Origin of the sequence: Nocardioides litoris (assembly GCF_006346315.1) — a bacterium.
Classification (GTDB): Bacteria; Actinomycetota; Actinomycetes; order Propionibacteriales; family Nocardioidaceae; genus Nocardioides; species Nocardioides litoris.
This window is the reverse complement of the sequence record NZ_VDMR01000003.1, coordinates 62,339-88,225: the sequence shown is the minus strand read 5'-3', so window position 1 is coordinate 88,225 and position 25,887 is coordinate 62,339. Positions and strand designations below refer to the sequence as shown.

General features: G+C 74.6%; 27 protein-coding genes. 15 read left to right on the top strand and 12 right to left on the bottom strand.

The features are described from left to right. Positions 1–3: 3 nt before the first annotated feature. Together aroA and FJQ57_RS12590 are read right to left on the bottom strand one after the other, a co-directional pair. Positions 4–1,254 carry a 3-phosphoshikimate 1-carboxyvinyltransferase gene (gene aroA, locus FJQ57_RS12595; RefSeq protein WP_246081783.1) on the bottom strand — a complete coding sequence of 417 codons (1,251 nt, stop codon included), beginning with the start codon at positions 1,252–1,254 and terminating at the stop codon, positions 4–6. Positions 1,255–1,306: 52 nt separating this feature from the next. After that, a complete protein-coding gene (locus FJQ57_RS12590) occupies positions 1,307–1,810 on the bottom strand; it encodes a DoxX family protein (RefSeq protein WP_139980789.1) in 504 nt (167 codons plus the stop codon). A 162-nt stretch (positions 1,811–1,972) separates the two neighbouring features. On the opposite strand from FJQ57_RS12590, the gene FJQ57_RS12585 reads away from it, so the two are divergent. The 5 genes from FJQ57_RS12585 to FJQ57_RS23805 all read left to right on the top strand — a co-directional run bounded on the left by FJQ57_RS12585 (position 1,973) and on the right by FJQ57_RS23805 (position 4,569). Then, on the top strand, positions 1,973–2,743 hold the full coding sequence (locus FJQ57_RS12585; RefSeq protein ID WP_139980787.1) for an SOS response-associated peptidase: 771 nt from the start codon (positions 1,973–1,975) through the stop codon (positions 2,741–2,743). Further along, the gene (locus FJQ57_RS12580; RefSeq protein WP_139980785.1) at positions 2,740–3,390 is read left to right on the top strand and encodes an alpha/beta hydrolase family protein; all 651 of its coding nucleotides are present in this window, start codon (positions 2,740–2,742) and stop codon (positions 3,388–3,390) included. Before FJQ57_RS12585 ends, FJQ57_RS12580 begins: the two co-directional genes overlap by 4 nt. Positions 3,391–3,453: 63 nt before the next feature. Then, a complete protein-coding gene (locus tag FJQ57_RS12575; protein WP_139980783.1) occupies positions 3,454–4,095 on the top strand; it encodes a sigma-70 family RNA polymerase sigma factor in 642 nt (213 codons plus the stop codon). Further along, a complete protein-coding gene (gene rsrA / locus FJQ57_RS12570) occupies positions 4,092–4,409 on the top strand; it encodes a mycothiol system anti-sigma-R factor (protein ID WP_246081782.1) in 318 nt (105 codons plus the stop codon). The genes FJQ57_RS12575 and rsrA overlap by 4 nt, the downstream gene beginning before the upstream one ends. Before the next feature lie 85 nt (positions 4,410–4,494). Next, positions 4,495–4,569 (top strand): 50S ribosomal protein bL37, encoded by a 75-nt coding sequence (locus FJQ57_RS23805; protein WP_425465425.1) that lies wholly within the window; start codon positions 4,495–4,497, stop codon positions 4,567–4,569. A gap of 70 nt (positions 4,570–4,639) precedes the next feature. Here FJQ57_RS23805 and FJQ57_RS12565 read toward each other — a convergent pair whose 3' ends face one another. From FJQ57_RS12565 to FJQ57_RS12550, 4 genes are read right to left on the bottom strand one after another with little or no spacing between them, the layout of a single operon-like run. Then, complete coding sequence (locus tag FJQ57_RS12565) at positions 4,640–5,008, bottom strand: thioesterase family protein (RefSeq protein ID WP_139980781.1); 369 nt, start codon at positions 5,006–5,008, stop codon at positions 4,640–4,642. Next, complete coding sequence (locus tag FJQ57_RS12560) at positions 5,005–5,493, bottom strand: GNAT family N-acetyltransferase (RefSeq protein ID WP_139980779.1); 489 nt, start codon at positions 5,491–5,493, stop codon at positions 5,005–5,007. The genes FJQ57_RS12565 and FJQ57_RS12560 overlap by 4 nt, the downstream gene beginning before the upstream one ends. 11 nt (positions 5,494–5,504) lie before the next feature. Continuing rightward, positions 5,505–7,187 carry an acetolactate synthase gene (locus FJQ57_RS12555; RefSeq protein ID WP_139980777.1) on the bottom strand — a complete coding sequence of 561 codons (1,683 nt, stop codon included), beginning with the start codon at positions 7,185–7,187 and terminating at the stop codon, positions 5,505–5,507. Between the two features lie 9 nt (positions 7,188–7,196). Continuing rightward, positions 7,197–8,039, bottom strand: coding sequence for a DUF2785 domain-containing protein (locus FJQ57_RS12550; protein ID WP_139980775.1), 843 nt, complete (start codon positions 8,037–8,039; stop codon positions 7,197–7,199). An 86-nt stretch (positions 8,040–8,125) separates the two neighbouring features. On the opposite strand from FJQ57_RS12550, the gene FJQ57_RS12545 reads away from it, so the two are divergent. Beyond that, entirely contained in the window at positions 8,126–9,622 is a 1,497-nt protein-coding gene (locus tag FJQ57_RS12545; protein WP_139980773.1) for a PAS domain-containing sensor histidine kinase, read from the top strand. A 30-nt stretch (positions 9,623–9,652) separates the two neighbouring features. On the opposite strand, the gene FJQ57_RS12540 is transcribed toward FJQ57_RS12545, so the two are convergent. Further along, positions 9,653–9,904: a WhiB family transcriptional regulator gene (locus FJQ57_RS12540; protein WP_027863177.1), complete on the bottom strand. Its 252-nt coding sequence runs from the start codon at positions 9,902–9,904 to the stop codon at positions 9,653–9,655. 201 nt (positions 9,905–10,105) lie between these two features. Between FJQ57_RS12540 and FJQ57_RS12535 the strand changes: the two genes are divergently transcribed. Next, complete coding sequence (locus tag FJQ57_RS12535; protein ID WP_139980771.1) at positions 10,106–10,501, top strand: hypothetical protein; 396 nt, start codon at positions 10,106–10,108, stop codon at positions 10,499–10,501. A gap of 31 nt (positions 10,502–10,532) precedes the next feature. On the opposite strand, the gene FJQ57_RS12530 is transcribed toward FJQ57_RS12535, so the two are convergent. The 4 genes from FJQ57_RS12530 to sodN form a co-directional block, all read right to left on the bottom strand. Further along, positions 10,533–11,342 (bottom strand): RNA polymerase sigma factor SigF, encoded by an 810-nt coding sequence (locus FJQ57_RS12530; RefSeq protein ID WP_139980769.1) that lies wholly within the window; start codon positions 11,340–11,342, stop codon positions 10,533–10,535. Between the two features lie 2 nt (positions 11,343–11,344). Next, positions 11,345–11,773, bottom strand: coding sequence for an ATP-binding protein (locus tag FJQ57_RS12525; RefSeq protein WP_139980767.1), 429 nt, complete (start codon positions 11,771–11,773; stop codon positions 11,345–11,347). Between the two features lie 79 nt (positions 11,774–11,852). Continuing rightward, a complete protein-coding gene (locus tag FJQ57_RS12520; protein ID WP_139980765.1) occupies positions 11,853–12,842 on the bottom strand; it encodes an aldo/keto reductase in 990 nt (329 codons plus the stop codon). Positions 12,843–13,174: 332 nt separating this feature from the next. Then, positions 13,175–13,579, bottom strand: coding sequence for a superoxide dismutase, Ni (gene sodN / locus FJQ57_RS12515; RefSeq protein ID WP_139980763.1), 405 nt, complete (start codon positions 13,577–13,579; stop codon positions 13,175–13,177). 39 nt (positions 13,580–13,618) lie between these two features. Here sodN and FJQ57_RS12510 point away from each other — a divergent pair, with 39 nt between their 5' ends. The 3 genes from FJQ57_RS12510 to FJQ57_RS22525 all read left to right on the top strand — a co-directional run bounded on the left by FJQ57_RS12510 (position 13,619) and on the right by FJQ57_RS22525 (position 16,178). Further along, positions 13,619–13,981, top strand: a complete 363-nt coding sequence (locus FJQ57_RS12510) for a S24/S26 family peptidase (RefSeq protein ID WP_342775392.1) — start codon at positions 13,619–13,621, stop codon at positions 13,979–13,981. 121 nt (positions 13,982–14,102) lie between these two features. Then, positions 14,103–15,218, top strand: coding sequence for an NAD(P)-dependent malic enzyme (locus FJQ57_RS12505; protein ID WP_139981314.1), 1,116 nt, complete (start codon positions 14,103–14,105; stop codon positions 15,216–15,218). Positions 15,219–15,287: 69 nt separating this feature from the next. Continuing rightward, the gene (locus FJQ57_RS22525) at positions 15,288–16,178 is read left to right on the top strand and encodes a hypothetical protein (protein ID WP_170219421.1); all 891 of its coding nucleotides are present in this window, start codon (positions 15,288–15,290) and stop codon (positions 16,176–16,178) included. A 17-nt stretch (positions 16,179–16,195) separates the two neighbouring features. Here the strand turns inward: FJQ57_RS22525 and zwf are convergent, their stop codons facing one another. Further along, entirely contained in the window at positions 16,196–17,635 is a 1,440-nt protein-coding gene (zwf, locus tag FJQ57_RS12490) for a glucose-6-phosphate dehydrogenase (RefSeq protein WP_211348912.1), read from the bottom strand. 57 nt (positions 17,636–17,692) lie between these two features. On the opposite strand from zwf, the gene FJQ57_RS12485 reads away from it, so the two are divergent. From FJQ57_RS12485 to FJQ57_RS12470, 5 genes are all read left to right on the top strand, one after another. After that, on the top strand, positions 17,693–18,661 hold the full coding sequence (locus FJQ57_RS12485; protein WP_139980759.1) for a zinc-binding dehydrogenase: 969 nt from the start codon (positions 17,693–17,695) through the stop codon (positions 18,659–18,661). After that, positions 18,661–19,350: an SDR family oxidoreductase gene (locus tag FJQ57_RS12480; RefSeq protein ID WP_211348911.1), complete on the top strand. Its 690-nt coding sequence runs from the start codon at positions 18,661–18,663 to the stop codon at positions 19,348–19,350. Before FJQ57_RS12485 ends, FJQ57_RS12480 begins: the two co-directional genes overlap by 1 nt. A gap of 120 nt (positions 19,351–19,470) precedes the next feature. After that, on the top strand, positions 19,471–20,238 hold the full coding sequence (locus FJQ57_RS22980) for a hypothetical protein (protein WP_211348910.1): 768 nt from the start codon (positions 19,471–19,473) through the stop codon (positions 20,236–20,238). Beyond that, a complete protein-coding gene (locus FJQ57_RS12475) occupies positions 20,235–21,029 on the top strand; it encodes a HoxN/HupN/NixA family nickel/cobalt transporter (RefSeq protein WP_211348909.1) in 795 nt (264 codons plus the stop codon). Before FJQ57_RS22980 ends, FJQ57_RS12475 begins: the two co-directional genes overlap by 4 nt. A 55-nt stretch (positions 21,030–21,084) precedes the next feature. Next, positions 21,085–25,872 (top strand): Ig-like domain repeat protein, encoded by a 4,788-nt coding sequence (locus FJQ57_RS12470; protein WP_139980755.1) that lies wholly within the window; start codon positions 21,085–21,087, stop codon positions 25,870–25,872. The last annotated feature ends 15 nt before the right edge of the window (positions 25,873–25,887 follow it).

Sequence of the window (25,887 nt, the reverse complement as noted above, 5' to 3'; positions counted from 1 at the left end):
GGCTCAGGCGGGCCCGGCGCCGACGACCCCGGACCAGAAGCCCGCGAAGTCGGGGAACGTCTTGCTCGTGGTGGCGACGTCCTCGACGAGCACACCGTCGGTGGCCGCGCCGATGATCACCCCGGCGTGGGCCATGCGGTGGTCGGCGTAGGTGTGCCAGACCCCAGCCCGCAGCGGACGCGGCGTGATCGACAGCCCGTCGGGGTGCTCGACGACCTCGGCGCCGAGGCCGGTCAGCTCGGTGGCGAGCGCGGCGAGCCGATCGGTCTCGTGGCCGCGGATGTGGGCGATGCCGCGCAGGTGGGACGGCCCCTCGGCCAGGGCGCACAGGGCGGCCACGGCCGGGGTGAGCTCGCCGACGTCGTGGAGGTCGAGGTCGACGCCCTGCAGCCGGTCGGCGCCGATGACCTGCAGGCCGTCGTCGGTGGTCTCGACGGTGCAGCCCATGAGGGCCAGGATCGTGCGCAGCTCGTCGCCGGGCTGGGTCGTGCTCGCCGGCCAGTCGCGCACGGTGACCCGCCCGCCGCTGAGGGCGGCCAGGGCCAGGAACGGAGCGGCGTTGGACAGGTCGGGCTCGACGGTGGTGTCGACGGCACCGACGGGGCCGGGCGCGACGGTCCAGCGGTTGGGCTCGGAGTCGTCGACCTCGACGCCGCGCTCGCGCAGCACCGCGACGGTCATCTCGATGTGGGGGAGGGAGGGGACCGGCTTGCCGTCGTGGCGGACGTCGACGCCGCGCTCGAAGCGGGCGCCGGCCAGCAGCAGCGCGGAGACGAACTGCGAGGACGCCGAGGCGTCGATGGTCACCGTGCCGCCGGGCACCGAGCCGGTGCCGCGCACGGTGAAGGGCAGCCCGCCGCGCCCGCCGTCGTCGACCTCGACGCCCAGGGCCGTCAGGGCCGTCAGCACCTCGCCCACCGGTCGCTGGCGCATGTGGGGGTCGCCGTCGAAGGCCACCGCCCCGGAGGACAGCCCGGCGATCGGCGGCACGAAGCGCATCACCGTCCCCGCGAGCCCGCAGTCGACCGCGGCGTCGCGGTCGAAGGGGCCCGGCGTGACCGGCCAGTCGGCCTCGGCCGTGTCGACGGCCGAGCCGAGCGCGGACAGCCCGGACGCCATCAGGAGCGTGTCGCGCGACCGCAGCGCCCGGCGTACGACGGAGGGCCCGTCGGCGATCGCCGCGAGCACGAGCGCACGGTTGGCCAGCGACTTGCTGCCCGGCAGGGAGACGGTCGCCTCGACCGGCTCCCGCACGCGGGGAGCCGGCCAGGGGTCGACCGGACGAGCGGCGGGGGCGTCCGCCAACTCAGGAGACCTTGGCCTTGGCCACCGTGCGCAGGTGCTTGGCCTCGCGCTGGGCGTCCTTGGCGGCGCGACGGGTGCGCCACGCGACGCCGGGCTTGCCGTCGGTGTCACCGGCCACGACGATCAGCGAGCCGATCATGGTGAGGTTCTTGAAGAACTGCAGGGTGTGCGTCTTCTTGGCCGCCGGGTCGGACTCGGCCCAGAACGCGTGGCCCGCGATGGTGGTCGGCACCAGGGAGGCGGCGACGATCGCGGCGCCCAGGCGCGGGGCCCGGCCGGTGCCGATGGCGAGCGCGCCGACGATCTGGGCGGCCGCGTTGAGCCGGACCAGCTGCACGGTGTCCTCGGGCAGCGGCAGGCCCGCACGCTGGGCCGCCGGGACGATCTTGTCGGTCACCGGGGCGGCCTTGGGCGCGACCGGCGCCGGGTTGCGCAGCACGCCCTGGGCTCCGTAGAGGATGCCGGAGGCGATGAGGGGACGGGCGACGAGGCGGCTCAGGCTCATGCGACCAACCTAGGGGACCGCGCGCCGCCGCTGGCCACCCCTCGAGGCAGGTGGACGCCTGGGATCGCCGATCTGTCCGAGGGGAGCCGGCGGTGTGCGGGCGGCGGGCGGCGTCGTCCGGCGCCGCCCCGTCCGGGTCGGCGGTTCCCTAGGATCGGAGCCATGTGCGGCAGGTACGCCTCGACGCGGCGCCCCGACGACCTCGCGGAGGAGTTCGACGTCCTCGAGACGCGCCTGGAGGAGGACCCGCCGGGGCCCGACTGGAACGTCGCCCCCACCAAGGCGGTGTACGCCGTCCTCGAGCGACCGGCCAAGGACGATCGCGCGGAGCCGGCCCAGCGCCAGCTGCGGGTGCTGCGGTGGGGCCTGGTGCCGTCGTGGGCCAAGGACCCCGCGATCGGCAGCCGGATGATCAACGCCCGGATGGAGACCGTCGCGGAGAAGCCGGCCTTCCGCAAGGCGTTCGCCTCGCGGCGCTGCCTGCTCCCCGCCGACGGCTACTACGAGTGGTACCCGACCGAGGGCGGAGGGAAGGGTGGGAAGGGCGCCAAGCAGCCGTTCTTCATCCGGCCCGCCAACGGGGGTGTCCTGGCCATGGCCGGGCTCTACGAGATCTGGCGCGACCCCACCCGCGACGACGACGACCCGCGGCGGTTCCGCTGGACCTGCACGGTCATCACCACCGATGCCCCCGACGACCTCGGCCGCATCCACGACCGGATGCCGCTGATGGTGGAGCGCGAGAAGTGGGGGGCCTGGCTGGCCCCGGACGCCCCGCGCGACGACCTGCTCGACCTGCTGGTCCCGGCGGCGCCGGGCCGGCTCGAGGCGTTCCCCGTCTCCCCGGCGGTCGGCAACGTGCGCAACAACGGGCCCGAGCTGGTCGAGCCGCTGCCCCTCGACGGGGACGGCGAGGAGGGGACGCTGCTGTGACCAGCACCGAGCTGCTCGTCGACACGCCGTACGGCGAGGGCCGGCTCGTCACCGACCGGGCCCGCCGCCCGATCGCGACCGTCCTGCTCGGCCACGGCGCCGGGGCCGGCATCGAGACGCCCGACCTGGCCGCGCTGGCCCACGCCCTGCCGCGCAACGACGTCACGGTCGTGCGCTTCGAGCAGCCGTGGGTGCGGGCCGGGCGCAAGGTCGCGACCGCGCCGCCGACCCTCGACGCGGCCCTGGTCGCGGGGGCCGACAAGCTGCGCACCCGCTCGCCGCTGGTGGTGGGTGGCCGGTCGGCCGGCGCCCGGTCGGCGTGCCGGACGGCCAGGAGGCTCGGGGCCGTCGGGGCGCTGGCCCTGGCGTTCCCGCTGCACCCGCCGGGCAAGCCGGAGAAGTCGCGCCTCGACGAGCTGCGCGGCGCCCGGCTGCCGACGCTCGTGGTGCAGGGCGAGCGGGACACGATGGGGCGCCCCGAGGAGTTCCCCGACGACGTCGAGGTCGTGCCCGTCCCGGGCGCCGACCACTCCTTCGTGGTGCCCAAGCGGGGGGTGCTGTCGCAGGACGACGCGCTCGACCTGCTGGTCGAGGCGGTGCTGGGCTGGATCGTGCGCGAGGTGGTCGGGAATCCCGCGCGCCGGTGAGGTGTTGTGCAGGTCGTGATGGCACTGCTGGAGCGCCCGGTCGCCGACGTAGGCTGGGACGCGATGACCGAGATCGAGCCCGACCCCGTCGACGTCCCCGTGGACGTCGAGACCGAGACCGAGGCAGAGCGCTCGCTGCGCTTCGAGCGCGACGCGCTGCCCTACCTCGACCAGCTCTACTCCGCGGCGATGCGGATGACCCGCAACCCCGCTGACGCCGAGGACCTGGTGCAGGAGACCTTCGCCAAGGCCTACTCGGCGTTCCACCAGTTCAAGCCGGGCACCAACCTCAAGGCCTGGCTCTACCGGATCCTGACGAACACCTTCATCAACACCTACCGCAAGAAGCAGCGGCAGCCGCAGCAGTCGATGTCGGAGGACGTGGAGGACTGGCAGCTCGCCCGTGCCGAGTCGCACAGCTCCAGCGGCTTGAAGTCGGCCGAGATGGAGGCGCTGGAGCACCTGCCCGACTCCCAGGTCAAGGACGCCCTGCAGCGGCTGCCCGAGGAGTTCCGGCTGGCGGTCTACCTGGCCGACGTCGAGGGGTTCGCCTACAAGGAGATCGCCGAGATCATGGAGACGCCCATCGGCACGGTGATGTCGCGCCTGCACCGGGGGCGCCGCCAGCTGCGCGACATGCTCGCCGACCACGTGCGTGCCCACGACCTGCTGCCCGCCGCGACCGTGGAGGCGAAGACCCGATGAGCGACCCGATGAGCGACCGGATGAGCGACCGGATGCACGAGCACGCGCACGCCGACCAGGACTGTGCCGACTTCCTCGAGCAGATCGTCTACTTCCTCGACAACGAGCTCGACGACGCCGACTGCGCCGCGGTGCGGGTGCACCTCGACACCTGCAACCCGTGCCTGGTCAAGTACGACCTCCAGCGCACCGTGAAGGCGGTCGTGGCGCGGTCGTGCACCGAGGTCGCCCCGGCCGACCTGCGCGACCGGGTGCGGCTGCGCATCCGCGAGGTGCAGGTGCAGATCGCCAGCACCAGTCGCGTGGAGGGCTGAGCGCACCGAGGCCCCGGATTGGGCCGCGCCCGGCTCACCTGGGACACTGGACCGTTCACAACCACCGCTCGACCGGGAGGTCATCATGGGCAAGACCGGCCGCAAGCGTCGCTCGCGTCGCAAGAAGGGCGCCAACCACGGCAAGCGCCCCAACACCTGAGCCGACGCTCAGTGCTCCCGACCCCCGGTCCTCCGACCGGGGGTCGTTGCGTTCCCCCCGCGCTGCGTTCCTAGAGGCGGCCCAGGAAGCGCTCGGCGTCGACCACGACGCGGGTGACCTCGCCCGAAGCCACGACCTTGCCGGCCGCGCCGTCCTCGCCCACGTGGCGGGCCGCGACGGTGAAGCGGTGCAGCCGGCCGTCGACGTACGCCGAGGACGCGGTGACCTCGACCCGCTGGCCGACGGGGGAGGCGGCCTGGTGCTGGAGGTCGACCCGCGTGCCCACGCTCGTCGAGCCCTCCGCCAGGTCCGGCTCGAGCTCGGCGCAGGTGGCGGCCTCGAGCCAGGCCAGCAGCCGCGGTGTGGCCAGCACGGGCAGCGAGCCCGAGCCGAGGGCCGCGGCGGTGTCGTCGTCGGTGACGGTGAAGGTGAGGCTCACGGGTGCAGCTCCAGGCGGTAGACGAGCAGGTCGACCCCGGGCGCAGGCGTCCAGTCGCGGGCGGGGTCGCGGACGAAGCCGAGGCTCTCGTAGAGGCGGTGGGCGGTGGTCATGGTCGTGGTGCTCGACAGGGCCACCGCGGCGAACCCGCGGCGCCGTGACTCCGTGAGCGCCAGCTCGGTGAGGGCCCGGCCGACCCCCCGGCCCTGGGCGGCCGGGTGCACGGCCAGCATCCGGAACTCGCCCTCGTCGTCACGTGCGACCTCCCGGTAGGGCGACCCGGGCGGGCAGAACGTCACCGTGCCGAGCACCTGCGGGCCGTCGGCTGCCACCCAGACCTCGGCCTCGCGGTCGCGCGAGCCCAGGTCGGCCAGCCGCTCGGCGTACGCCGGCTCGGCGCGGATGTGGTCGGCGTACGCCGCGAGGAGCGCCGCGGCGGCCTCCTCGTGGTCGGCGGGCGCGATCCGACGGATGTCGAACGCCATCGGGTCCCGGCTCAGATCCCGAAGGTGGAGCGTGGGTAGGCCGCGTCGACGTCGGTGATGACGTTGACCAGGTAGGGCACGCCGGAGGCGAAGGCGCGGTCGAGGGCCGGCCCGATCTGGCGCGGGTCGGTCACGGTCTCGCCGGCCCCGCCGAGGGCCTTGACCACGCCGTCGTAGGCCGTGCGGGGGGCGAGGTCGGCCACGACGTCGTAGCCGTAGAGCATCTGCATCGGGCCCTTCTCCAGGCCCCACGCGGCGTTGTTGCCCATGACCATGACGACGGGCAGGCCGTGGCGGACGAGGGTGTCGACGTCCATGAGCGAGAAGCCGGCCGCGCCGTCGCCGAGCAGCAGCACGACCTGCGCCGACGGGCGGGCGATGCGCGCGGCGATGGCGGCGCCGAGCCCGGCGCCGAGGCAACCGTAGGGGCCGGGGTCGAGCCAGCCGCCGGGGCGCTTGGGCTCGACGTACTTGCCGGCGAAGGACACGAAGTCGCCGCCGTCGCCGATGACGACGGCGTCGTCGGCCAGGCGCGGCACCAGCTCGCCGTAGATGCGGGCGGGGTGGATCGGGTCGGCCTCGGCCGTGAGCAGGGCGCGGTCGCGCTCGGTGGCCTGGGCGACGGTGTCCTGGAGGGTCGCGACCCAGGCGGTGAAGTCCCAGCGCGGGCCGCGCTCGAGCGCGGCCAGCACGCCGTCGAGCACCGCGGTGAGGTCGCCCGCGACCGAGGTGGCGAGGTCGGCGTGCCGCGAGACCTGGCCGGGGGAGTCGGCCACGTGGACGACGGGGGTCGGTGACTCGGGGTCGCCGAAGACGCCGTAGCCCAGCCGGAAGTCGAGCGGGGTGCCGACCACGACGACGAGGTCGGACTCCTTCAGCGCCTGGCTGCGGGCCTTGGTCACCAGCAGCCGGTGGCCGCCGGGGACGACACCGCGGCCCATGCCGTTGGTGATGGCGGGGACGCCGGCGGTCTCGACGAGGCGCAGCGCGGCTTCCTCGGCGCCGTCGGCCCACACGTCGGTGCCGAGCACCAGCACCGGCCGCGAGGCGCCGGCCAGCAGCGCGGCCAGGCGCGCAACGGCCTCGGGGTCGGGGTCGGCGCCGCGGGGCCGCTCACCGGTCGGCGCCGGACCCGAGGAGGAGGCGAAGAACTCGTCCATCGGCACGTCGACGAACACCGGGCCGCGGTGCGAGCTGCCGGCCAGCCGGAACGCCTCGTCCATGCCGCCGAGGACGTCGCCGGCCGTGGCCAGGGTCGCGGCGTGCTTGGAGATGGAGGCCACGATCGGCGGCTGGTCGAGCTCCTGGAGGCTGCCGCTGCCCCAGCGGTTCTGCGGGGCGCGGCCGCCGACGACGACCATGGGCGAGCCCGCGAACTGGGCCTGGGCGATCGCGCTGACGCCGTTGGTCACGCCCGGTCCGGCGGTCAGCACGGCCAGGCCCGGCACCCGCGTGAGCTTGCCGGTGGCCTCGGCGGCGAAGGCCGCGGTCTGCTCGTGGCGGACGTCGAGCAGCGTGACCGGCGGGGGGCCGTCGCCGTCGGGCCCGGCCTGCTCGGCCTGCTGCTGGGTCTTCACCGCGCCGTCGTACATGGGGAAGACGTGGGCGCCCGAGAGCGTGAACATCGTCTCCACACCGTGCGCCCGGGCGGCCGCGACCGCCAGCTCTCCTGCGTGCCCGCTGACCTCGTCCATGCGGGAAGGCTAGTGCGGGTGCTGGAACCCCGGGTTGGTGGACCGCAGGACGCCGACGAGCACGAGCATCAGGTCGGCCCGCACCGAGGGCGGGCGGCTGCCGATGGCGAGCTGGAGGTAGAGGCCGCGCAGGAAGGCCTGGGCGTTGGCGCTGCGCGCCTCGACCGAGGGTCCGGCGTCGGCGGCGACGCGGTTGACCCACGGCTCGAGCACCGTCAGCGGCACCTGGCCGCGGCGCAGCACCGCCAGCGTGGTGCCGACCAGCCGGTCGGCCTCGCCGTGCGCCCAGACGGCATCCACGGGGGCCAGCAGGCGGTCGGCGACCACGTCGAGGACGACGGTCAGCTCGGGGCGGGCCAGGTGGGGGGAGGAGGCCAGGGCGGCGAGCGCGTCGGCGCCGTGGGCCACCGCGTGGGCCCAGCCCTTGCCGGCGACGTGGCCGCGCAGGTCCTGCTCGCGCAGGACCCAGGTGGCCAGCGCGTCACCCCACTGCAGCACCTTGCCACCGAGCACCAGCGGCCGGGCGTTGTCGCGGGCGATGCACTCGGCCAGCACCAGCGCGGAGAACGACCGCCGGAAGACCGAGTCGGTGCCGACCTCGCCCAGCCCGCTGGCCAGCCCGGCGACCATGCCGTCGCCCAGGCCGGGCAGCAGGTCGTCGTACACGCCGCGGGAGACCCAGGCGGCGAGCGTGGGGTAGGCGGTCTCGTCGCGGCGGCCCGGGTCGGGGTCGCCGAGCATGATCGTCAGCTCTTCGGTGAGGTCGCTCAACGCGACCTCCGCGGGGACGCGGAAGTCGCTGTCGTGCACCTGCTGCCAGTCGACGAGGGGCTCCCGAGACGCGCGCTTCATCGCCGCCCATCCTCGCAGAAGTCGGCGGGACACACCCACTCGGGCGGGACGAACCGGAGTGTTCCGGCCGTCCTATCCTCGGCTGCGTGCCGTCCTTCGCCGAGATCGTCCGCACCCGCACGGCGCTCGCCCCGGCCGACGTGGCCTGGCTGCAGCTGCTGCAGGCCGACTGGCAGATCATCGCCGACCTCTCCTTCGCCGACCTCGTGCTGTGGCTGCCCGACCGGGACGGCGCCGGGTTCTGGGCGGCGGCGCAGATGCGTCCGACGACTGGCCCCACGGCGTACGTCGACGACGTGGTCGGCACCCACGTCGCCCGCGGCCGGCGGCCGATGCTCGACGCGGCCCACGACCAGGCCCGCACGGTGCGCGAGGGCGACCCCGAGTGGCGCGACGAGGTGCCGGTGCGGATGGAGTCGATCCCGGTGGTCCGAGCGGGCCGGGTGATCGGCGTCATCGGTCGTCACACCAACCTCCTGGGGGTGCGGACCCCGAGCCGGCTGGAGCTGTCCTACCTGCAGACCGCGGCCGACCTGACCCAGATGATCGCGACCGGCGACTTCCCGGCCACGGGCCAGCGCAGCGACCACGCCGACTCGCCGCGGGTGGGCGACGGGTTCGTCCGCGTCGACGCCGACGGGCGGGTCTCCTACGCCAGCCCCAACGCCCAGTCGGTCTTCCGGCGGCTCGGCTGGTCCGGGGACCTGGCCGGGCAGGCGCTGGCCGACGTCGTGCGCGACCTCGTGCCCCCGCGCCGCCGTCCGGACGAGGAGACACTGAGCGCGGTCCTCGGGGCCCGGGCACACCGCGACGTCGAGATCGGCACCGACGGTGGCGACGAGGTCTCGCTGATCGTGCGCTCGGTGCCGCTGCGCGCCCAGGGGCGTCACATCGGCGGCCTGATCCTGGTCCGTGACGTCACCGACCTCCGGCGCCGCGACCGCGAGCTGGTCACCAAGGACGCCACGATCCGCGAGATCCACCACCGCGTGAAGAACAACCTGCAGACCGTCGCCGCCCTCCTGCGGCTGCAGGCGCGCCGGGTCGACAACGAGGCCGCGACGCTGGCGCTCGAGGAGGCCGTGCGGCGGGTCGGCTCGATCGCGATCGTGCACGAGACGCTCAGCCAGGCCGTCGAGGAGACGGTGGCCTTCGACGAGATCGCCGACCGGCTCGGCGTCATGGTGACCGAGGTGAGCGCCGTGACCGGACGGGTCCGGGTGCGCCGCGAGGGCGACTTCGGGGTCCTGTCCTCAGCCGCGGCCAACGCGCTGGCCATGGTGCTGACGGAGCTGCTGCAGAACGCCGTCGAGCACGGCTACGGCGAGGGGACGGCCCCGGGGTCGCCGGACGCGCCCGGCGAGATCGTCGTGCGGGTCGACCGGACCGGCGGCCCGCTGGAGGTCGTGGTCGAGGACGACGGCCGGGGTCTGCCGGCCGGGTTCGACCTCGACGGGTCGACCAACCTCGGGCTCTCGATCGTGCGCACGCTGGTTGAGTCTGAGCTCGGCGGCCACCTGTCGGTGGCGGACCGGCCCGGGGGCGGCACGCGTGTCGTCGTGGCGGTCTCGGAGGTCTCCTAGCTCCCTGCCGTCAGGTCCGCAGCCGCAGCCTCAGGCCGTGCGCACGCGAGCGCGGGCGTTGCGGCGCTTGAGGGCGCGGCGCTCGTCCTCGCTCAGCCCGCCCCACACCCCGTGGTCCTGTCCCGCCTCCAGCGCCCACGCGAGGCACTGCTCGCGGACGTCGCAGCGTCGGCACACCTGCTTGGCCTCCTCGATCTGGAGGATGGCCGGGCCGGTGTTGCCGATGGGGAAGAACAGCTCCGGGTCCTCGTCGAGGCACGCGGAACGGTGACGCCAATCCATGGAAGGTGGATCCTTTGGGGTAGACACGTGCAGGCAGGGGTGCTCAGGCCTGCGGGCGCGCGCGGAACCTCGTGTGTGAAGGACTTCACGAGCGCCTCGCAACTCTCGCAACTATCGGTGGAACGTTCAAGTGTTTCGGGTGGTCTGCTGAGTCACAAGGGGCTCGCGGTCCCGAGTGCCGCCGACCGTAGGCTCGGGGTCGTGACCGACGTCCGCCGCCCCGCCCCGCTGACCGTCGCCGCCGTGCTGGTCGCCCTGCAGGGCCTCGTGCTCGTCGCGCTGGCCGTCCTCGGCCTGCTCGACGTGGCCCCGGGCAACCTCGAGGTGGGCCTGTCGCTGGCCGTCTTCTTCGGCGCGTACGGCGCGCTGCTGCTGTTCGCCACGGTGGCGCTGCTGCGCGTGCAGGGCTGGGTCCGCGGCCCGGTGCTGCTGACCCAGCTCCTCCAGCTGGGCATCGCCTGGAACGCCCGCGAGAACCCCGCCCTGGCCGCACCGCTCGCGGTGGCCGCCCTGGCCGCGATCGCCGCGATGCTGCACCCCGCCTCGGTCGCCGCGCTGCTCGGCGTACGCGAGGACGAGGGGGACGCGGCGGCCTAGGCGCCGCGCGCAGGCCGGAGCGACCACAGACTCAGCTGGGGTCGGGGGCCTCGAGCGAGGTGCGCAGCTGCTCGAGCGTGCGGGCGAGCAGCCGGGACACGTGCATCTGGGAGACGCCGATCTCCTCGGCGATCTGCGACTGCGTCATGTTCTTGAAGAACCGCAGCAGCAGGATCTTCTTCTCGCGCGCGGGCAGGGCCTCGAGCAGCGGCTTGATCGACTCGCGGATCTCGACGTGCTCCAGGCCCTCGTCGTCGACGCCGATGGCGTCGAGCATGCTGGTCGAGCCGTCCTCGGAGCTGTCGGTGGCGTCGAGGGAGAGGGTCGAGTAGGCGTTGCTCGACTCGATGCCCTCGACGATCTCCTCGACCGTGCACCCGATGGCCTCGGCGAGCTCGCGGGGGGTGGGGGAGCGGCCGAGGCTCTGGGTGAGCTCGGCGGTGGCAGAGCCGATCTGCATGCGCAGCTCCTGCAGCCGGCGCGGGACCCGGATGGCCCAGCCCTTGTCGCGGAAGTAGCGCTTGATCTCGCCGATGATCGTGGGCGTCGCGTACGTCGAGAACTCGACGCCACGCTCGGTGTCGAAGCGGTCGATCGACTTGATCAGGCCGATCGTGCCGACCTGCACGAGGTCCTCGAACGGCTCGCCGCGGTTGCGGAAGCGGCGGGCGCAGTGCTCGACCAGCGGCAGGTGCAGGTGCACGAGGGAGTCACGGGCGTGGGCGCGCGAGGCCTCGGAGCCGAGGTCGTCGCGCAGCTCGACGAACAGCTCGGCGCTGCGCTTGCGGGTCAGCTCGACACGGGTCAGCCGCGCCTCGTCCGGCTGCTGGTCCGACGCCATGCTCAGCTGCCGGGCTGGGCGGCGGTGGAGGTCATCGTCATCGTCACGGCGAACGTGCCGCCGGAGGACTCGATGTCGGCGTCGTCGGCCAGCGTGGTGAGCACCTGCCAGGCGAAGCTGTCGAGGTCGGGCACCGGGTTGCCGGCGGCGGTCACCGCGAGCGTGATGGTGATGGCGCCGGGCGCGAGCCGGAACGCCGCCACGAGGTCGCTGCCGGTGTCGGCCTGCTCGAGCACCAACGCGCTGGCCTCGGCGACGGCGATGCGGAGGTCCTCGATGTCGTCGATGGTGAAGTCCAGGCGCGCGGCCAGGCCCGCGGTCGTGGTGCGCAGGACCGAGGCGTAGGCGCTGTCGGCGGGCACCCGGAGCTCGACGTCGGCGCGGCCGTCGGGGGCGGCAGGCTGGTCGACGGGGTGGGACGTCACAGGCATGGGGCGGGTCCTTCGCTCGGGCTCGACGCAGGCGACCCTACTCGGTGGTGACAGCCGCGGAGCAAGGGTGCGGCGGCGCTCAGCGGTCGATCCAGCGCTGCATGGCCTCGGGGTAGCGCGCCCCCTGCACCTCCACCGCGGCGATGGCCTCCTCGATCGCCGCGAGGTCGGCGCCGGTGAGCTCGACGTCGGCGGCCGCGGCGTTCTCGCGCACCCGCTCGGTACGTCGGGTGCCGGGGATCGGCACGATCCAGGGCTCCTGCGCCAGCAGCCACGCCAGGGCCACCTGGCCCGCGGTGGCGTCCTTGGCCTCGGCGATCCGGGCGAGCAGGTCGACGACGGCCTGGTTGGCCTCGCGTGCCTCGGCGGTGAAGCGCGGCATCGAGGCCCGGATGTCGGTGCTGTCGAAGGTCGTCTCGGCGGTGATGGCACCGGTGAGGAAGCCGCGCCCGAGCGGGCTGAACGGCACCAGCCCGATGCCGAGCTCCTGCAGGGTGGGCACGATCTCGGTCTCCAGCTCGCGCCACCACAGGGAGTACTCGCTCTGCAGCGCGGTCACCGGGTGCACCGCGTGGGCGCGGCGGATCGTGCCGGCGCCGGCCTCGGACAGGCCGAAGTGGGCGACCTTGCCGGCCTCGACCAGCTCCTTGACCGTGCCCGCGACGTCCTCGATCGGGACGTCGGGGTCGACGCGGTGCTGGTAGAGCAGGTCGACGTGGTCGACGCCCAGCCGGCGCAGCGACCCGTCGACCGCCGCGCGCACGTCGTCCGGCCGGCTCGTGACGCCCCCGGTCTGCCGGCCGTCGTCGTCGAAGGCGAAGCCGAACTTGGTGGCGATGACGACCTGGTCCCGCACCGGGGCCAGCGCGCGCCCGACGAGCTCCTCGTTGGTGCGGGGGCCGTAGACCTCGGCGGTGTCGAAGAACGTGACGCCGAGGTCGACGGCGTCGCGCAGGACGCGCGTCATCTCCCCGGTGTCCGAGGCCGGCCCGAAGCCGTGGCTCATGCCCATGCAGCCCAGGCCGATCGCCGAGACCTCCAGGCCCTGTCCGAGGGTGCGGGTGTGCATCTCCCCAGCGTGGTCGTCGGCCCGGCTGGTGTACACACCCCTCGTGGCGGGAGCCGTGGGCCGCGGACCCTTCGCGCTCCGACGCGCGCACGGCACAAGGCCCCGCACCCGGCTGCAGGTCGGTGCAACGCGGTGGCGGCGCGGCGGCCTCCGTGTGAGGGTCGGCCCGCGCGACCGGCCGGGTCGTGGCGGGCCGGGCCCGCCGGGGGATCGTCCGGACCGGCCGGGTGGGCACAGTGGACGTGGGGTCCGGTGCCCGGGCCCGGACGCGACACCGCCCCGGACCCTGAGCGGGGTCCGGGGCGGCAGCGGCGTACGGCGAGAGGCTGGCCTCAGGCCTTCTTGGTCTCCCAGAAGATCTCGGCGATCTCGTCGATCTTGGCCAGCAGCTGGTCGGCCGTGTCGGCGTCCATGGTCGCCTTGGTGCCGCCGCCACCGCCGGCGAGCTTGGTGGCCTCGTTGACCAGCTGGTGCAGCTGGGGGTACTTCTCGAAGTGCGGGGGCTTGAAGTAGTCGGTCCACAGCACCCACAGGTGGTGCTTGACCAGCTCGGAGCGCTGCTCCTTGATCAGCACCGCGCGGGTGCGGAAGTCGGGGTCGTCGCTGTCGGCGACCTTGGCGATGATCGCCTTGATCGACTCCGCCTCGATGCGGGCCTGGGCGGGGTCGTAGACACCGCAGGGCAGGTCGCAGTGGGCCTGGACCTCGATCTGCGGGGCGAAGAAGCGAGACAGCATGGCAGTCCTCTCGTGGCGCTCGGGTGAGGCGTTCGGGCAGTGCTTGCGACACTACTCTTCGTGCGCGCGCCCGGACCCAGACCCCTCGGGGTGGCGATCGTGCGCGGCCGGTCGATGCTCCCGTCGCTGCGCGACGGCGACCGGCTCCTCGTCCGGTACGCCGCGCGCCCGCGCGTCGGTGACATTGTCGTGGCGCGCTTCCCCGACGGGACGGTGGCGGTGAAGCGAGCGGCCGAGCCGCGCCGCACGCGCACCGGGGCGCCGGCGTGGTGGCTGCTCTCGGACAACGCCGTCGAGGGCCTGGCCGACTCGCGGGCCCGCGGGCCGGTGGCGCAGGACCAGGTGCTGGGCGTGGTGCTGCTGCGGTTGTGGCCGCGTCCGGGGCGGGTCCCGCGGGTGTGACCCGTCTCTCCCGAGACGGTCCCTACCGCCCGGTACGCCTGTGGAAGTATCGCCGACCGTGGCTGAGCACGAGCACCCGCACGCCGGTGACCCCGTCTTCGACCTGCACGCCGGCGGGAAGATGCAGACCGTCTCGACGGTCCCGCTGACCGGCAAGGAGGAGCTCTCCCTGGCCTACACGCCGGGCGTGGCGCTGGTCTGCGAGGCCATCGCGGCCGACCCGGGCATGACCCAGCACTACACGTGGGTGCCCAACGTGGTCGCCGTCGTGACCGACGGCACCGCGGTGCTCGGCCTCGGCGACATCGGGCCGTCGGCGGCCATGCCGGTGATGGAGGGCAAGGCCGTGCTGTTCAAGCAGTTCGGCGGCGTCGACGGCGTGCCGATCTGCCTCGACACGACCGACACCGAGGAGATCATCGAGACGGTGGTGCGCCTCGCCCCGAGCTTCGGCGGCATCAACCTCGAGGACATCAGCGCCCCGCGTTGCTTCGAGATCGAAGACCGGCTCAAGGAGCGGCTCGACATCCCGGTCTTCCACGACGACCAGCACGGCACCGCCGTGGTCTCGCTGGCCGCGCTCGAGAACGCCCTCAAGCTCACCGGCCGCGACCCCGGCACCACGCGGGTCGTCATCTCCGGTGCCGGCGCCGCGGGCGTCGCGATCGCCAAGATCCTGCTCGAGGCCGGCATCAGCGACATCGCGGTCACCGACCGCAAGGGGGTCGTGCACTCCGGTCGCGCCGACCTGACGCCGGTCAAGAAGGCGCTGGCCGAGCTGACCGCCGACCGCACCGGCCGCACCGGCACCCTCGCCGAGGCCCTCGACGGCGCCGACGTCTACCTCGGCGTCTCCGGCGGCACCGTGCCCGAGGAGGACGTCGCCCGGATGGCGCCCGACGCGATCATCTTCGCGATGGCCAACCCGACGCCCGAGGTCCACCCCGAGGTCGCCCACCGCTACGCGCGGGTCGTGGCCACCGGCCGGTCCGACTTCCCCAACCAGATCAACAACGTCCTGGCGTTCCCCGGCATCTTCCGCGGGGCCTTCGACGCCCGCGCCACCGCGATCACCGAGGGCATGAAGGTCGCCGCCGCGACCGCGCTGGCCGACCTCGTCGGCGACGACCTGCGCGAGGACTACGTCATCCCCTCGCCGTTCGACCCCCGCGTCGGCCCCGCCGTCGCGGCGGCCGTGGCCGCGGCCGCGCGCGCCGACGGCGTCGCCCGCGCCTGAGTCGCCCGGAGGGAGCCGGCCCGGCGCGCGCCCGGGGTTGGGGCGGCCCGTTCGGGGCAGCAGGGAGAGGTGTCCCGACCACGTGCTGCCGCCTCGGCCGCCGCGGTCTGCGCCCTGGTCGTCGCCGGCTGCTCGGACACACCCGTGCAGCCCCTGCCGGCGGCGGAGCCGGCGCCGCCGACCCTGCCGCCCGTCTGCGCAGGGGTGGGGGCCTCCGCTCTCTCGGCGGCCCTCGGACGCGAGCTGCGGGACGTCACCACCGAGGAGTCGGCCGAGCGGTGGTCGTGCTTCGGTGGCGGCAGCGTGCGGTGGTCGGCCAGCACCACGCCGTACGACGAGGTCGTCGCCGACGAGTGGGCGATCGCCTCTGCCGACGAGGAGCGACCGCAGCCGGTGACCCTGGTGGGGGCCGATGACGCGGTCGCGTTCGACCAGCGCGACGGCCTGGCCCGGCACCTGGTCACGGTCGCGGCGGCCGACGGTGCCACGTGGCGGCTCTCCGTGCCCGCCGCGACGCGGGCCGAGGAGGCGCGCCTGGCCGAGGTGCTGTGGACCGTCGTGCGGGGGACCGACGTCGCACCCACCGAGGTGCGCCCGACGCCGTCGGTGTGCGCCCGGGTGGACGTCGACCGCGTCCGGGCGTTGCTGGAGCGGCCAGTCCGCCCGGACCCGGTCGTGCCCGGCGCGTGCGTCCTGGGGACCCGGGACGGCGGTCGGCCGGTCATCGCGAGCGACCTCGGCCGCTGGCGCATCGACGGCTACGTCGAGGCAATGGTGCAGCAGGAGGGGACCGACCCGGTGGTGCTGTCCGGCGACGCCCCCGCCTACCTCCTCCCGCTCCGGGACGGCGACCGCACGCTGCTCGTCGTCGCCGACGACCACGGCGGCCTGGAGCTCAGCGTCGCCACGGGCGACCCCGCCGAGGACGAGCGCGTGGCCCGCGCCTACGCCGCGACCTGAGGCGGCTCCCGACGACGTCAGCTCGTGGTGTTGGTGTCGCGCCAGGCCCGCTCGAACGGCAGCCGCCAGGCGTGCGGCGCGATGAGCTGGTGGATGGCGTTGGGGCCCCAGGAGCCCTGCGGGTAGGTGCGCACCGGGGGCGGGTTGTCGAGCAGCTGCTGCGACTTCTCCCACAGCGTCTCGATGCCCTCGGCGGAGGTGAACAGGGTGCGGTCGCCCCGCATGGCGTCGTGGATGAGCCGCTCGTAGGCCTCCAGGACGAGCCCGGTGCTCGCGGTGTCGCTGGTCGCGAACTGCATCGAGAGCTTCTCCAGGCGCATGCCCGTGCCGGGGCGCTTGCCGTAGAACGACAGCGACATCTTCGACTGGTCGGCCAGGTCGAAGGTGAGGTGGTCGGGCCCCGCGGTGCCGGCGTGCGAGCCGGCCGGGAACATCGACAGCGGGGGCTCCTTGAACGCGATGGAGATGATCCGCGCGCCCTCGGCCAGCTTCTTGCCCGTACGGAGGTAGAAGGGCACGCCGGCCCACCGCCAGTTGTCGATCTCGACCTTGAGGGCGATGAAGGTCTCGGTGTCGGAGTCCTCCGCCACGCCCTGCTTGCCGCGGTAGCCGTCGTACTGGCCGCGGACGACGTTGTGGGGCTCGATGGGCCGCATCGAGCGGAAGACCTTGAGCTTCTCCTCGCCGATGGGCGCGGGCTCCAGGCGGGTCGGGGGCTCCATCGCCATGAACGCCAGCACCTGCATCAGGTGGGTGACGACCATGTCGCGGTAGGCGCCGGTGCCCTCGTAGAACGCGGTGCGGGTCTCCAGGCCGAGGGTCTCGGGCACGTCGATCTGCACGTGGTCGATGAAGTTGCGGTTCCAGATGGGCTCGAACAGGCCGTTGGCGAACCGGAAGGCGAGGATGTTCTGGGCGGCCTCCTTGCCCAGGAAGTGGTCGATGCGGAAGACCTGGTCCTCGCTGAAGACCTGGTGGACCTCGTGGTTGAGCCGCTGCGCGCTGGCCAGGTCGACGCCGAACGGCTTCTCCATCACCACCCGGCTGCGCTCGACGAGCCGGGCCTCGCGCAGCTCCTTGATCACGTCGAGGGCCGCCTTCGGCGGCACGCTGAGGTAGTGCAGGCGGCGTACGTCGTCGCGCGGGCCGAGCTCGTCCTCCAGCTCGCGGACCAGCGCGGCCAGGGCCTGCGGACCCTGCGAGGTCGGCAGGTAGTGCAGCCGCTCGCTGAAGCGCGCCCACCGCTCGTCGGTGATGTCGCCCTCGCCGAACTCCTCGCACGCCTCGCGGGCGAGCGCGTCGAACGCCTCGCGGTCGAGGTCCTCCAGCGAGGAGCCGATGATGCGCATCTCGGGCACCAGCTCGGCCTCGTGGAGGTGGAGCAGGCCGGGGAGCAGCTTGCGCTTGGCGAGGTCGCCGGTGGCGCCGAACAGCACGACGACGGTCGGGTGGTCCATGGGTCCACCGTAGGGCTCCCACCCCCCGGGCGCGCCGCCCGTCGGTACGGTCGGGCCATGTTCGCCGTCTACGCCGAGTCCTTCCACCCCGACGACCCGCTGCAGGGCCTGGTGCTCGGCGAGCGCCCCGACCCCGAGGTGCCCGACGGGTGGACCACGGTCACGGTCAAGGCCGCCTCCCTCAACCACCACGACGTGTGGTCGCTGCGGGGGGTCGGGCTCAAGGAGGAGCAGCTGCCGATGATCCTCGGCTGCGACGCCGCGGGCCTCGACGAGGACGGCAACGAGGTCGTCGTGCACGCCGTCGTCAGCGACCCGGCGTGGACCGGCGACGAGACCCTCGACCCGAGGCGCTCGCTGCTCTCCGAGCGCCACCAGGGCACCCTGGCCGAGAAGGTCGCCGTGCCGCGCCGCAACGTCGTGCCCAAGCCCGCCTCGCTGTCCTTCGCCGAGGCCGCCTGCCTGCCGACCGCCTGGCTCACCGCCTACCGGATGCTCTTCACCCGCGGCCGGCTGACCGCCGGCGACACCGTGCTCGTGCAGGGCGCGGGCGGCGGCGTGGCCACCGCGTGCATCATCCTGGCCCGCGCGGCCGGGCTGAGGGTGCTGGCCACCTCCCGCGACGAGGCCAAGCGGGCCAAGGCGCTCGAGATCGGCGCCCACGAGGTCTTCGAGTCCGGTGCCCGGCTGCCGGTCAAGGTCGACGGCGTGATGGAGACGGTGGGCCGCGCGACCTGGTCGCACTCGATCCGCTCGCTGCGTCCCGGCGGCGTCCTGGTCACCTCCGGCACCACCTCGGGCCCCAAGCTCGACGACGCCGAGCTGACCCGCATCTTCTTCCTCCAGCTCTCGGTCGTCGGGTCGACCATGGGCACCCGCGACGAGCTGGCCTCGCTCGTGACGCTCCTCGACGCCACCGGGACCAAGCCGCTCATCGACCGCGAGGTCGCGCTGACCGACGCCCGCGAGGGCTTCGCGGCCATGGCCGACGGCGACGTGTTCGGCAAGATCGTCTTCACCGCCTGATGCGCCACCTGGTCACCGGCGCCGGGTCGGGCATCGGCGCGGCGCTGGCCGACCGGTTGCACGCCCGCGGCGACGAGCTGGTGCTCCTGGCCCGCTCGGACGAGCGGGCGGCCGCCCTGGCCGAGCGGTACGCAGGGGCCCGCACCCTCGTCGCCGACCTCGCCGACCCCGCCTCGCTCGAGGACCTCGACCTGTCCGGCCTCGACCGGCTCGACTCCCTGCACCACGTCGCCGGCGTCGTCGACCTCGCGCCGGTCGCCGACCTGACGGTCGGGGCGATGCAGGAGCACCTGGCGGTCAACCTCGTCGCACCCGCCGCCCTGACCCGTCCGCTGCTGCCCGCGCTGCGCCGGGCCCGCGGGCTCGTGGTGCTGGTCAACTCCTCGGCCGGGCTCACCGCCAACGCCGGGTGGGCGGCGTACGCCGCGTCGAAGTTCGGCCTGCGCGCCTTCGCCGACGCGCTGCGCGCCGAGGAGGTCGAGCACGGCGTGCGGGTCACCACGGTCTTCCCCAGCCGCACCGTCACCCCGATGCAGGAGAAGGTGCACGAGCAGGAGGGCCGCACCTACGACGCGTCGCGGTGGATCAGCGCCGCCACCGTGGCCGAGACGGTGCTGCACGTGCTCGACCTGCCCGCCGACGCGACGATCCCCGAGGTGACCGTGCGGCCGGTCGTGCCGCGCTCCTGACGTTCACCTGACGGTCGGCCGACGGTCGGGCGGGAGGAGGGCGACGGCCACCGGTGGTGGGTTGTGTACGCCGCGCGGTCGAAAGTCGGCCCAGCCGACCGACCCCCTCGGAGCACGATCGTGTCCCTGCTCGACCCCGCCCTGCTGCGCCCCGCCCTGCTGCGCCCCGCCCTGCTGCGCCGCGGCCTGCTGCGCCGTGGCCTGGTGGCCGCAGCGGCCGCCCTCGTCGCCTGGCTCGCGGCCGCCACCCTGGCCGCACCGCCGGCCGCCGCCCACCCGTTCGGCGACCCGCAGACCGTCGAGGTCGCGGGCACCGGCGACGGTGAGGTCCGGGTCCGCTGGCGGGCCGGGGCCGGCGACGACCTGACCGCGTTGGCCCAGCACCTCGGCCTGCTGCCCGCCGAGCGGGTGCTGCTCGACGGCGCGGTGCTGACCGAGCCCGGGGACGCCGACCTGCTGGCCGGGTCCGACGCCCTGTCGGGCTACCTGCTCGGGCACGTGCGCGTCACCGCTGACGGGCGGGGCTGCCCCGGGCGGACCGCGCCCGTGGCCGACCTGGCCGTCGACGGGGTCGACCTGCTGTTCGCCTGCGGGACCGGCGCCCCCGTCGGGGCGGCCGAGGTCGAGGTCACCACCCTCACCGACCTGCACCCCGCCTACCGGACGCTGGCCACCGGTCCCGACGGCCAGCGCGCGGCGTACGACGCCGGGCACCCGGTCCACGCCTTCGCGCTGGCCGACGGAACCGGCGGCGGGACCCGGTCCAGCGCCGCCGGGGCCGCCCTGCAGATGGGCGGCGTGCTCGGCCTGGCCGGCGCGGCCGGGGTCGGCGGGGCGTTCTGGGTGCGCCGGCGCGGGCGCCGCACCGAGCCCACGGCGGTCGCGTGACCGGCGTCCCGGCGACGCTGGGGGAGCGGCTCCCCGAGCTCGTCACCGACCCGGGGTTCGTGCCGCTGGCCGTGCTGGTCGCGTTCGTGGCCGGTGCCGCGCACGCCGTGGGGCCCGGGCACGGCAAGAGCCTGGCCGCGGCCTACCTCGTGGGCAGCGGCGGCCGGGCCCGCGACGCGGTCTGGATGGCCGGGTCGGTCGCGGCCATGCACACCGTCTCGGTGCTCGTGCTGGCCGTGGCCTGGACCTTCCTCTCGCTCTCCGACCTGGTGCGGCTCGAGGCGCTGACGGCGGGCCTGCGCCTGGTGGCCGGGCTGCTCGTCGTGGCGACCGGCGTGTGGCTGCTGCGCCGCCACCTGCGGGCCCACCGCGGCCACGGGCACGGCCACGGGCACGGCCACGGCCACGGCCACGGCCACGGCCACGGCCACGGCCACGGCCATGGCCACGGCCACGGGCACGGGGCGAGCCGGCCGGGCGTGCTGCTCCTCGGCGTCTCGGGTGGGCTGGCGCCGTCGCCGACGGCGTTCCTGCTGCTGGTGACCGGCATCTTCACCGGGCGGAGCGGCCTGGCCCTGGTGCTCGTGCTGGCGTTCGGGCTCGGCCTGGCCGCCGTGCTCCTGGGGGTCGGGCTGGTCGCGCTCGCCGGGTCCGGCTGGATCGCCCGCGCCGCGGAGTCGCGGCCCGCCCTCACCGTCGCGACCCGCGTCGGCCCCCTCGTCACCGCCGTCGGCATCACCGGCGTCGGCGCCGCCCTCGCCGTCCTGTCCGCCCAGACCCTCCTCGCCTGACCGACCCTCCTCGCCTGACCCGACCCTCCCGACCCCCGAACCAGGAGACACCCCCATGACGCACCCCTGGCGCCCCCGCGGGCGCGCGGCGGCGGTGACCGTGACGGCCGTGCTGGCCACGGTCCTCGGCTCCACCGCCGTGCCGCCCGCCTCGGCAGCCCCCGCTCCCGCCGTGCCCGCGGCTCCCGCCTCACCGGCGGCGGCCGTGACCGACCCGACCCCACCCACCCTGGTCCCGGCCGACGGACGCTGGCTGGAGGGCACGGTCACCGTGGCCTCCGACGCGACGACCGCGGGCGACGAGGTCACCGCGCTGACCGTCGACGGCGAGCCGCTCGAGGCGACGGCCACGCCCGGCACGTCGCGGCTGTCCTTCGACGTCGGCGACAACTCCATCGAGACCCGCTTCGGCAACTACCTGCTGGTCAACGGCACCCGGATCGGGCTGACCGACGCCATCTCCGAGCGCGTGACCGTCGAAGTGCCCAACACCGCGCTGCGCACCGGCGACAACGTCGTGGAGATCCGCACCGGGGCCATCGAGAGCAGCTGCGGGCTCAACAACGACGACTTCACCGTCTCCGAGGTGCGCCTGGAGCTGCTGGGCGAGACGGCCGACGGCGAGGACAACGAGTACACCTACGCGATGGGCGACGGCAGCTGCGGCACCAACCCCGCCCTGCTCACCAGCGCCACCCTGCACTTCTTCGCCATGGGCACTCCCGGCGCCACGACCGGCCTGACCGCCGAGCTCGACACCCGCACCCTGCCCAACGGCCGGCACCGCATCGCCGCGACCACCGCGTCGGGGGCGACCACCGCCCACACCGTCCGCGTCAACAACGCCCCGGAGGGCGCTCCCCGGGTCTCCCCGGTCGACGGCACCCTCGTCGCCGGGCGCCAGACCGTCACCGCGGCCACGTCCGCGTCCGGGTCGGGCTCGGTGGCGTCGTTGCTCGTCGACGGTGCAGTGCCGCCCGCCACGACCACGCTCGCCGCCGGGGACGCCGAGGTGCGCTTCACCGTCGGCAGCAACTCGATCGAGGCTCGCTACTACAACCACCTCCTCGTCAACGGCCACCGGGTCGAGATCGGCGGCGAGTGGGTCAGCCAGACGGTCGCGGTGCCGGTGCCGCGCCACTACCTGCTGCCCGGGGCCAACGAGGTCCGCATCGTCACCGGCGACATCAACAGCGGCTCCGGCGCCACCCTGTGCGCCAACCACGACGACTTCGACCTCAGCGCCGTGTCCCTCGTCGTCGACGGCGGCACCGTCACGGGCCCGGCCGCCGCGACGTACGCCATGGGTGACGGCACCTGCGGCAGCAGCACGACCCGGCTGACCGAGGCGGCCCTGTCGTTCTCCGTCGAGGGCGCCCCGACCGCGCGGACCCTGCCGACGCTGGGGTCGGGCGAGGCGCACCTTCGCTTCCTCGTGGGCGGCAACGGCACCGAGGCGCGCTACTACAACCACGTCCTGGTCAACGGCAACCGCTACGACCTCGCCGACCACGTCGGCGTCACCGCCGACCTCGCGATCCCCAACGAGTGGCTGCTGCCCGGCACCAACGTCGTGGAGGTCGTCGCCGGCTCGATCCCCTCGGAGTGCGGCGACAACTTCGACGACTTCTCGCTGGCCGACATCGTGCTGGCCCCGGCCGCCGGCACGGCCCGCCTGACCACCCGGTCGGTCACCGCCGCCGGCGCGGCCGTCCCGGTCGCGATCGGCGACGGCAGCTGCGGCAGCAGCTTCACCGGCACGCTGCGGGTCGGCCTGGTCTTCGACGTCGACGCCCCGGCGCAGGGCCTGCGGGCCGACGTGCCGACGGCCCAGCTGGCCGACGGCGACCACACGGTCAGCGCCACCTCGGGCTCGGGCGCCACCGCGACCCGGACGCTGGTCACCGACAACACCGCCCCCGTCGTGGCCGGCAGCGTGCCGGCCACGGGCCAGCGCCTCACCTCTGCCGTCGCCTTCGACCTCGACCTCGACGACCTCGCCGGCGTCGCCGGGACGCCGACCACGCTGCTCGACGGGCAACCGCTGGCCCCCGGTGACCCGGTCGGGCCCGGCCTCGCCGCCGGGCCGCACGAGATCACCGTCGACGCGGTCGACGCCCTCGGCAACCGGGCGACCCGCCGCATCCGCTTCACCAGCGCCGGCGTCCCCGACGCGCCCACCGACCTCCGGCCGGTCCCCGGCACGACCGACGTCGCTCGCAGCGCCGACCTGTCGGCCGTCGTGGCGGTGCCCGGCGGCGGTGACGTGACCGCGCAGTTCACCGCCGCCGACGTGGTCGTCCCGACCGCCGGCTTCCAGGGCACCGCCACCGCCGTGCCGACGACCCTCGAGGTCGCGGGCGAGCAGCAGGTCGACGCGTCCTCCCTGACTCCGCTCGGCACGGGTGAGCTGGCGGCGCCCGCCGGTCGCGACGTCACCTTCCAGCGCTTCGACCTCCGCGTCGGTGGCACCGGCGCCACCGCGCCCGTGCTCCGCTGGACCGGGACCGTCGACCCGGAGCGGGTCGTCGCCCTGCGGGCGTGGAACGCCACCACCCGGGCCTGGGACATGCTGGCGAGCAGCCGCGGGGCCCTCGAGGGCGACACCGTCCTGACCGCGCCCGCCCCCGCGCGCTACGTCGACCGCGGTGCGGTGCACGTGCTCGTGACCGGCGAGGACCCCTTCGCCGACGACCTCGAGCCCCGCAACCCCGACGGGTTCGCCGACCCCTCGACCTACGACTTCTCGCTCGTGCACTTCACCGACACCCAGTACCTCGCCGAGGGCGCGGTCGAGCAGGAGTCCGAGGCCGAGCGGGCCGTGTGGCGCGCGGCGTACGGCGCCACGACGGAGTGGATCGCCGAGCAGGCCCGCGACCGCAAGATCGCCTACGTCGCCCACACCGGCGACATCACCGAGAACAACATCGGCGCCCCGACCACGCCCGAGATGCAGGCGCAGGTCACGGGCGAGTTCGAGGTGACCAGCGAGCTGCAGGGCACCCTCGACCGGGCCGGCGTGCCCAACCAGGTCATCGCCGGCAACCACGACAACCAGCGCGGGCTCGAGACCGGCCCCTCCTCGACGTACAACCAGTACTACGGGCCGGGCCGCTACGAGGCGGCCGACGACGCGTGGGGCCAGGCGTCCTACGGCGGGCCGTGGAAGGAGGGCGACAACCAGAACAACTACGTCCTGTTCTCCGCCGGCGGGCTGGAGTTCGTCGCCGTCGGGCTCTCCTACGGCGTGACCCGCGAGGAGGCCGACTGGGCCGCGTCGGTGTTCCGGCGCTTCCCCGAGCGCAACGGCATCCTGCTCTCGCACGACTACCTCAAGCCCTCGACCAACCCCGACGGCCGCGGTGCCGCCTTCGCCGCGCCCGACGGCTCGCTGCTCTACAAGCTGGTCGTGGAGTCCAACCCCAACGTGTTCCTCGTGCTGGCCGGCCACGAGCACGGCGTCGGCACCAACGTGAAGGCCGGCGTCGGGGCGACGGTGACGCACGACGTGGTCGAGATGCTGGCCGACTACCAGTTCTACACCGTCAGCGCCGACCGGCTCGGGCTCACCGAGGTCGGGGGCTACGCGCCCACCGACCGCCTCCGCTTCGGGGCCAGCTTCCTGCGGCTGCTGCAGTTCGACGTCGACCGCGGCGAGATGGTCGTCGACACCTACTCGCCGTTCCTCGAGGAGTTCGACGCCACCGAGCACGACGAGGACCTCCGCTACGACGGCACGGAGGACGACATGGTGCTGCCGGTCGACCTGACCAGCCGGACCACGTCGTTCACCACCGACGACGTCGCCGCGTTCGTCCCGCGCGAGGACCTGGGCACCAGCAGGGTCGCCTCCGGCGGCACCGCCACCACGACGTGGTCGGGCCTGCGCCCGGGCACGACGTACGGCTGGGTCGTCAGTGCCACCAGCGCCGGCGGCGGCCGCACCGCCTCCGAGCCGGCGGTCTTCCGCACCGCGCCCGCACCGGCCGCGACCGTCACCGCCGCCGACGCCACCGCGCCGTACGGCGAGGACGTCGTCGTCCCCGTCACCGTGCGCCCCGCCACCGCGGGCGACCCGGTCGAGGGCACCGTCACCGTCCGCGAGGGCGAGCGGGTCCTGGGCTCCGCCGCCGTCACCGACGGGCTCGCCCGGGTCACCGTGCCGGCCGGGCTCGCGCCGGGTCGCCACGACCTCGTGGCGTCGTACGCCGGCAGCGGCTGGGTGGGCGACGGTCGGTCGGCCTTCGCGCTGACCGTCGGCTCGGCGCCCTCGTCGGTCGTCGCCGCGGCGCCGAGCGTCACGGCGGGCCAGGTGCCGACCGTGGCCGTCCGGGTCGACAGCGGGGCCGAGGGTGTCCCCGCGACCGGTGAGGTGCGGGTCAGCGAGGCCGGCCGGGTGCTCGGCACGGGCACGCTCACCGACGGCGCGGCGCTGGTGGGGCTGCCCGCGACGCTCGCGAGCGGGCCGCACCGGCTCGTCGTCGACTACCTCGGCAGCGCGCAGGTCGCCGCGGCCCGCACCTCCGTGGTGCTGACCGTCCGGCCGGCACCGCGGGTCGCGTCGACCACGACCGTGCGGGCCACGCCCGGTGCGGTGCGCCGCGGCGCCCGGGTGGCGTTCGCTGCGACCGTCCGGTCGACGGCGGGCGTGCCGACCGGTCGGGTCAGCCTGTGGCGGGCCGGCCGGCAGGTCGCCTCGGCCCCGCTCGCCGGGGGCCGGGCCGTGCTGCGGGTCCGGGTCGACGCTCCGGCCGGGCGGCGCCCCTTCACCCTGCGCTACGCCGGCTCCGCCACCGTCCTGCCCAGCCAGGACCAGGTGGTCGTGCGGGTCCGCCGCCGCTGAGCCGGAGCGGGCCGG

Excerpts from the sequence above, each read along its gene's own strand:
- FJQ57_RS12590 (WP_139980789.1), bottom strand. The coding sequence starts at position 1,810 with ATGAGCCTGAGCCGCCTCGTCGCCCGTCCCCTCATCGCCTCCGGCATC.
- FJQ57_RS12585 (WP_139980787.1), top strand. The coding sequence starts at position 1,973 with ATGTGCGGCAGGTACGCCTCGACGCGGCGCCCCGACGACCTCGCGGAG.
- FJQ57_RS12575 (WP_139980783.1), top strand. The coding sequence starts at position 3,454 with ATGACCGAGATCGAGCCCGACCCCGTCGACGTCCCCGTGGACGTCGAG.
- rsrA (WP_246081782.1), top strand. The coding sequence starts at position 4,092 with ATGAGCGACCCGATGAGCGACCGGATGAGCGACCGGATGCACGAGCAC.
- FJQ57_RS12560 (WP_139980779.1), bottom strand. The coding sequence starts at position 5,493 with ATGGCGTTCGACATCCGTCGGATCGCGCCCGCCGACCACGAGGAGGCC.
- FJQ57_RS12555 (WP_139980777.1), bottom strand. The coding sequence starts at position 7,187 with ATGGACGAGGTCAGCGGGCACGCAGGAGAGCTGGCGGTCGCGGCCGCC.
- FJQ57_RS12550 (WP_139980775.1), bottom strand. The coding sequence starts at position 8,039 with ATGAAGCGCGCGTCTCGGGAGCCCCTCGTCGACTGGCAGCAGGTGCAC.
- FJQ57_RS12540 (WP_027863177.1), bottom strand. The coding sequence starts at position 9,904 with ATGGATTGGCGTCACCGTTCCGCGTGCCTCGACGAGGACCCGGAGCTG.
- FJQ57_RS12530 (WP_139980769.1), bottom strand. The coding sequence starts at position 11,342 with ATGGCGTCGGACCAGCAGCCGGACGAGGCGCGGCTGACCCGTGTCGAG.
- FJQ57_RS12525 (WP_139980767.1), bottom strand. The coding sequence starts at position 11,773 with ATGCCTGTGACGTCCCACCCCGTCGACCAGCCTGCCGCCCCCGACGGC.
- FJQ57_RS12520 (WP_139980765.1), bottom strand. The coding sequence starts at position 12,842 with ATGCACACCCGCACCCTCGGACAGGGCCTGGAGGTCTCGGCGATCGGC.
- sodN (WP_139980763.1), bottom strand. The coding sequence starts at position 13,579 with ATGCTGTCTCGCTTCTTCGCCCCGCAGATCGAGGTCCAGGCCCACTGC.
- FJQ57_RS12505 (WP_139981314.1), top strand. The coding sequence starts at position 14,103 with ATGCAGACCGTCTCGACGGTCCCGCTGACCGGCAAGGAGGAGCTCTCC.
- zwf (WP_211348912.1), bottom strand. The coding sequence starts at position 17,635 with ATGGACCACCCGACCGTCGTCGTGCTGTTCGGCGCCACCGGCGACCTC.
- FJQ57_RS12485 (WP_139980759.1), top strand. The coding sequence starts at position 17,693 with ATGTTCGCCGTCTACGCCGAGTCCTTCCACCCCGACGACCCGCTGCAG.
- FJQ57_RS12480 (WP_211348911.1), top strand. The coding sequence starts at position 18,661 with ATGCGCCACCTGGTCACCGGCGCCGGGTCGGGCATCGGCGCGGCGCTG.
- FJQ57_RS12470 (WP_139980755.1), top strand. The coding sequence starts at position 21,085 with ATGACGCACCCCTGGCGCCCCCGCGGGCGCGCGGCGGCGGTGACCGTG.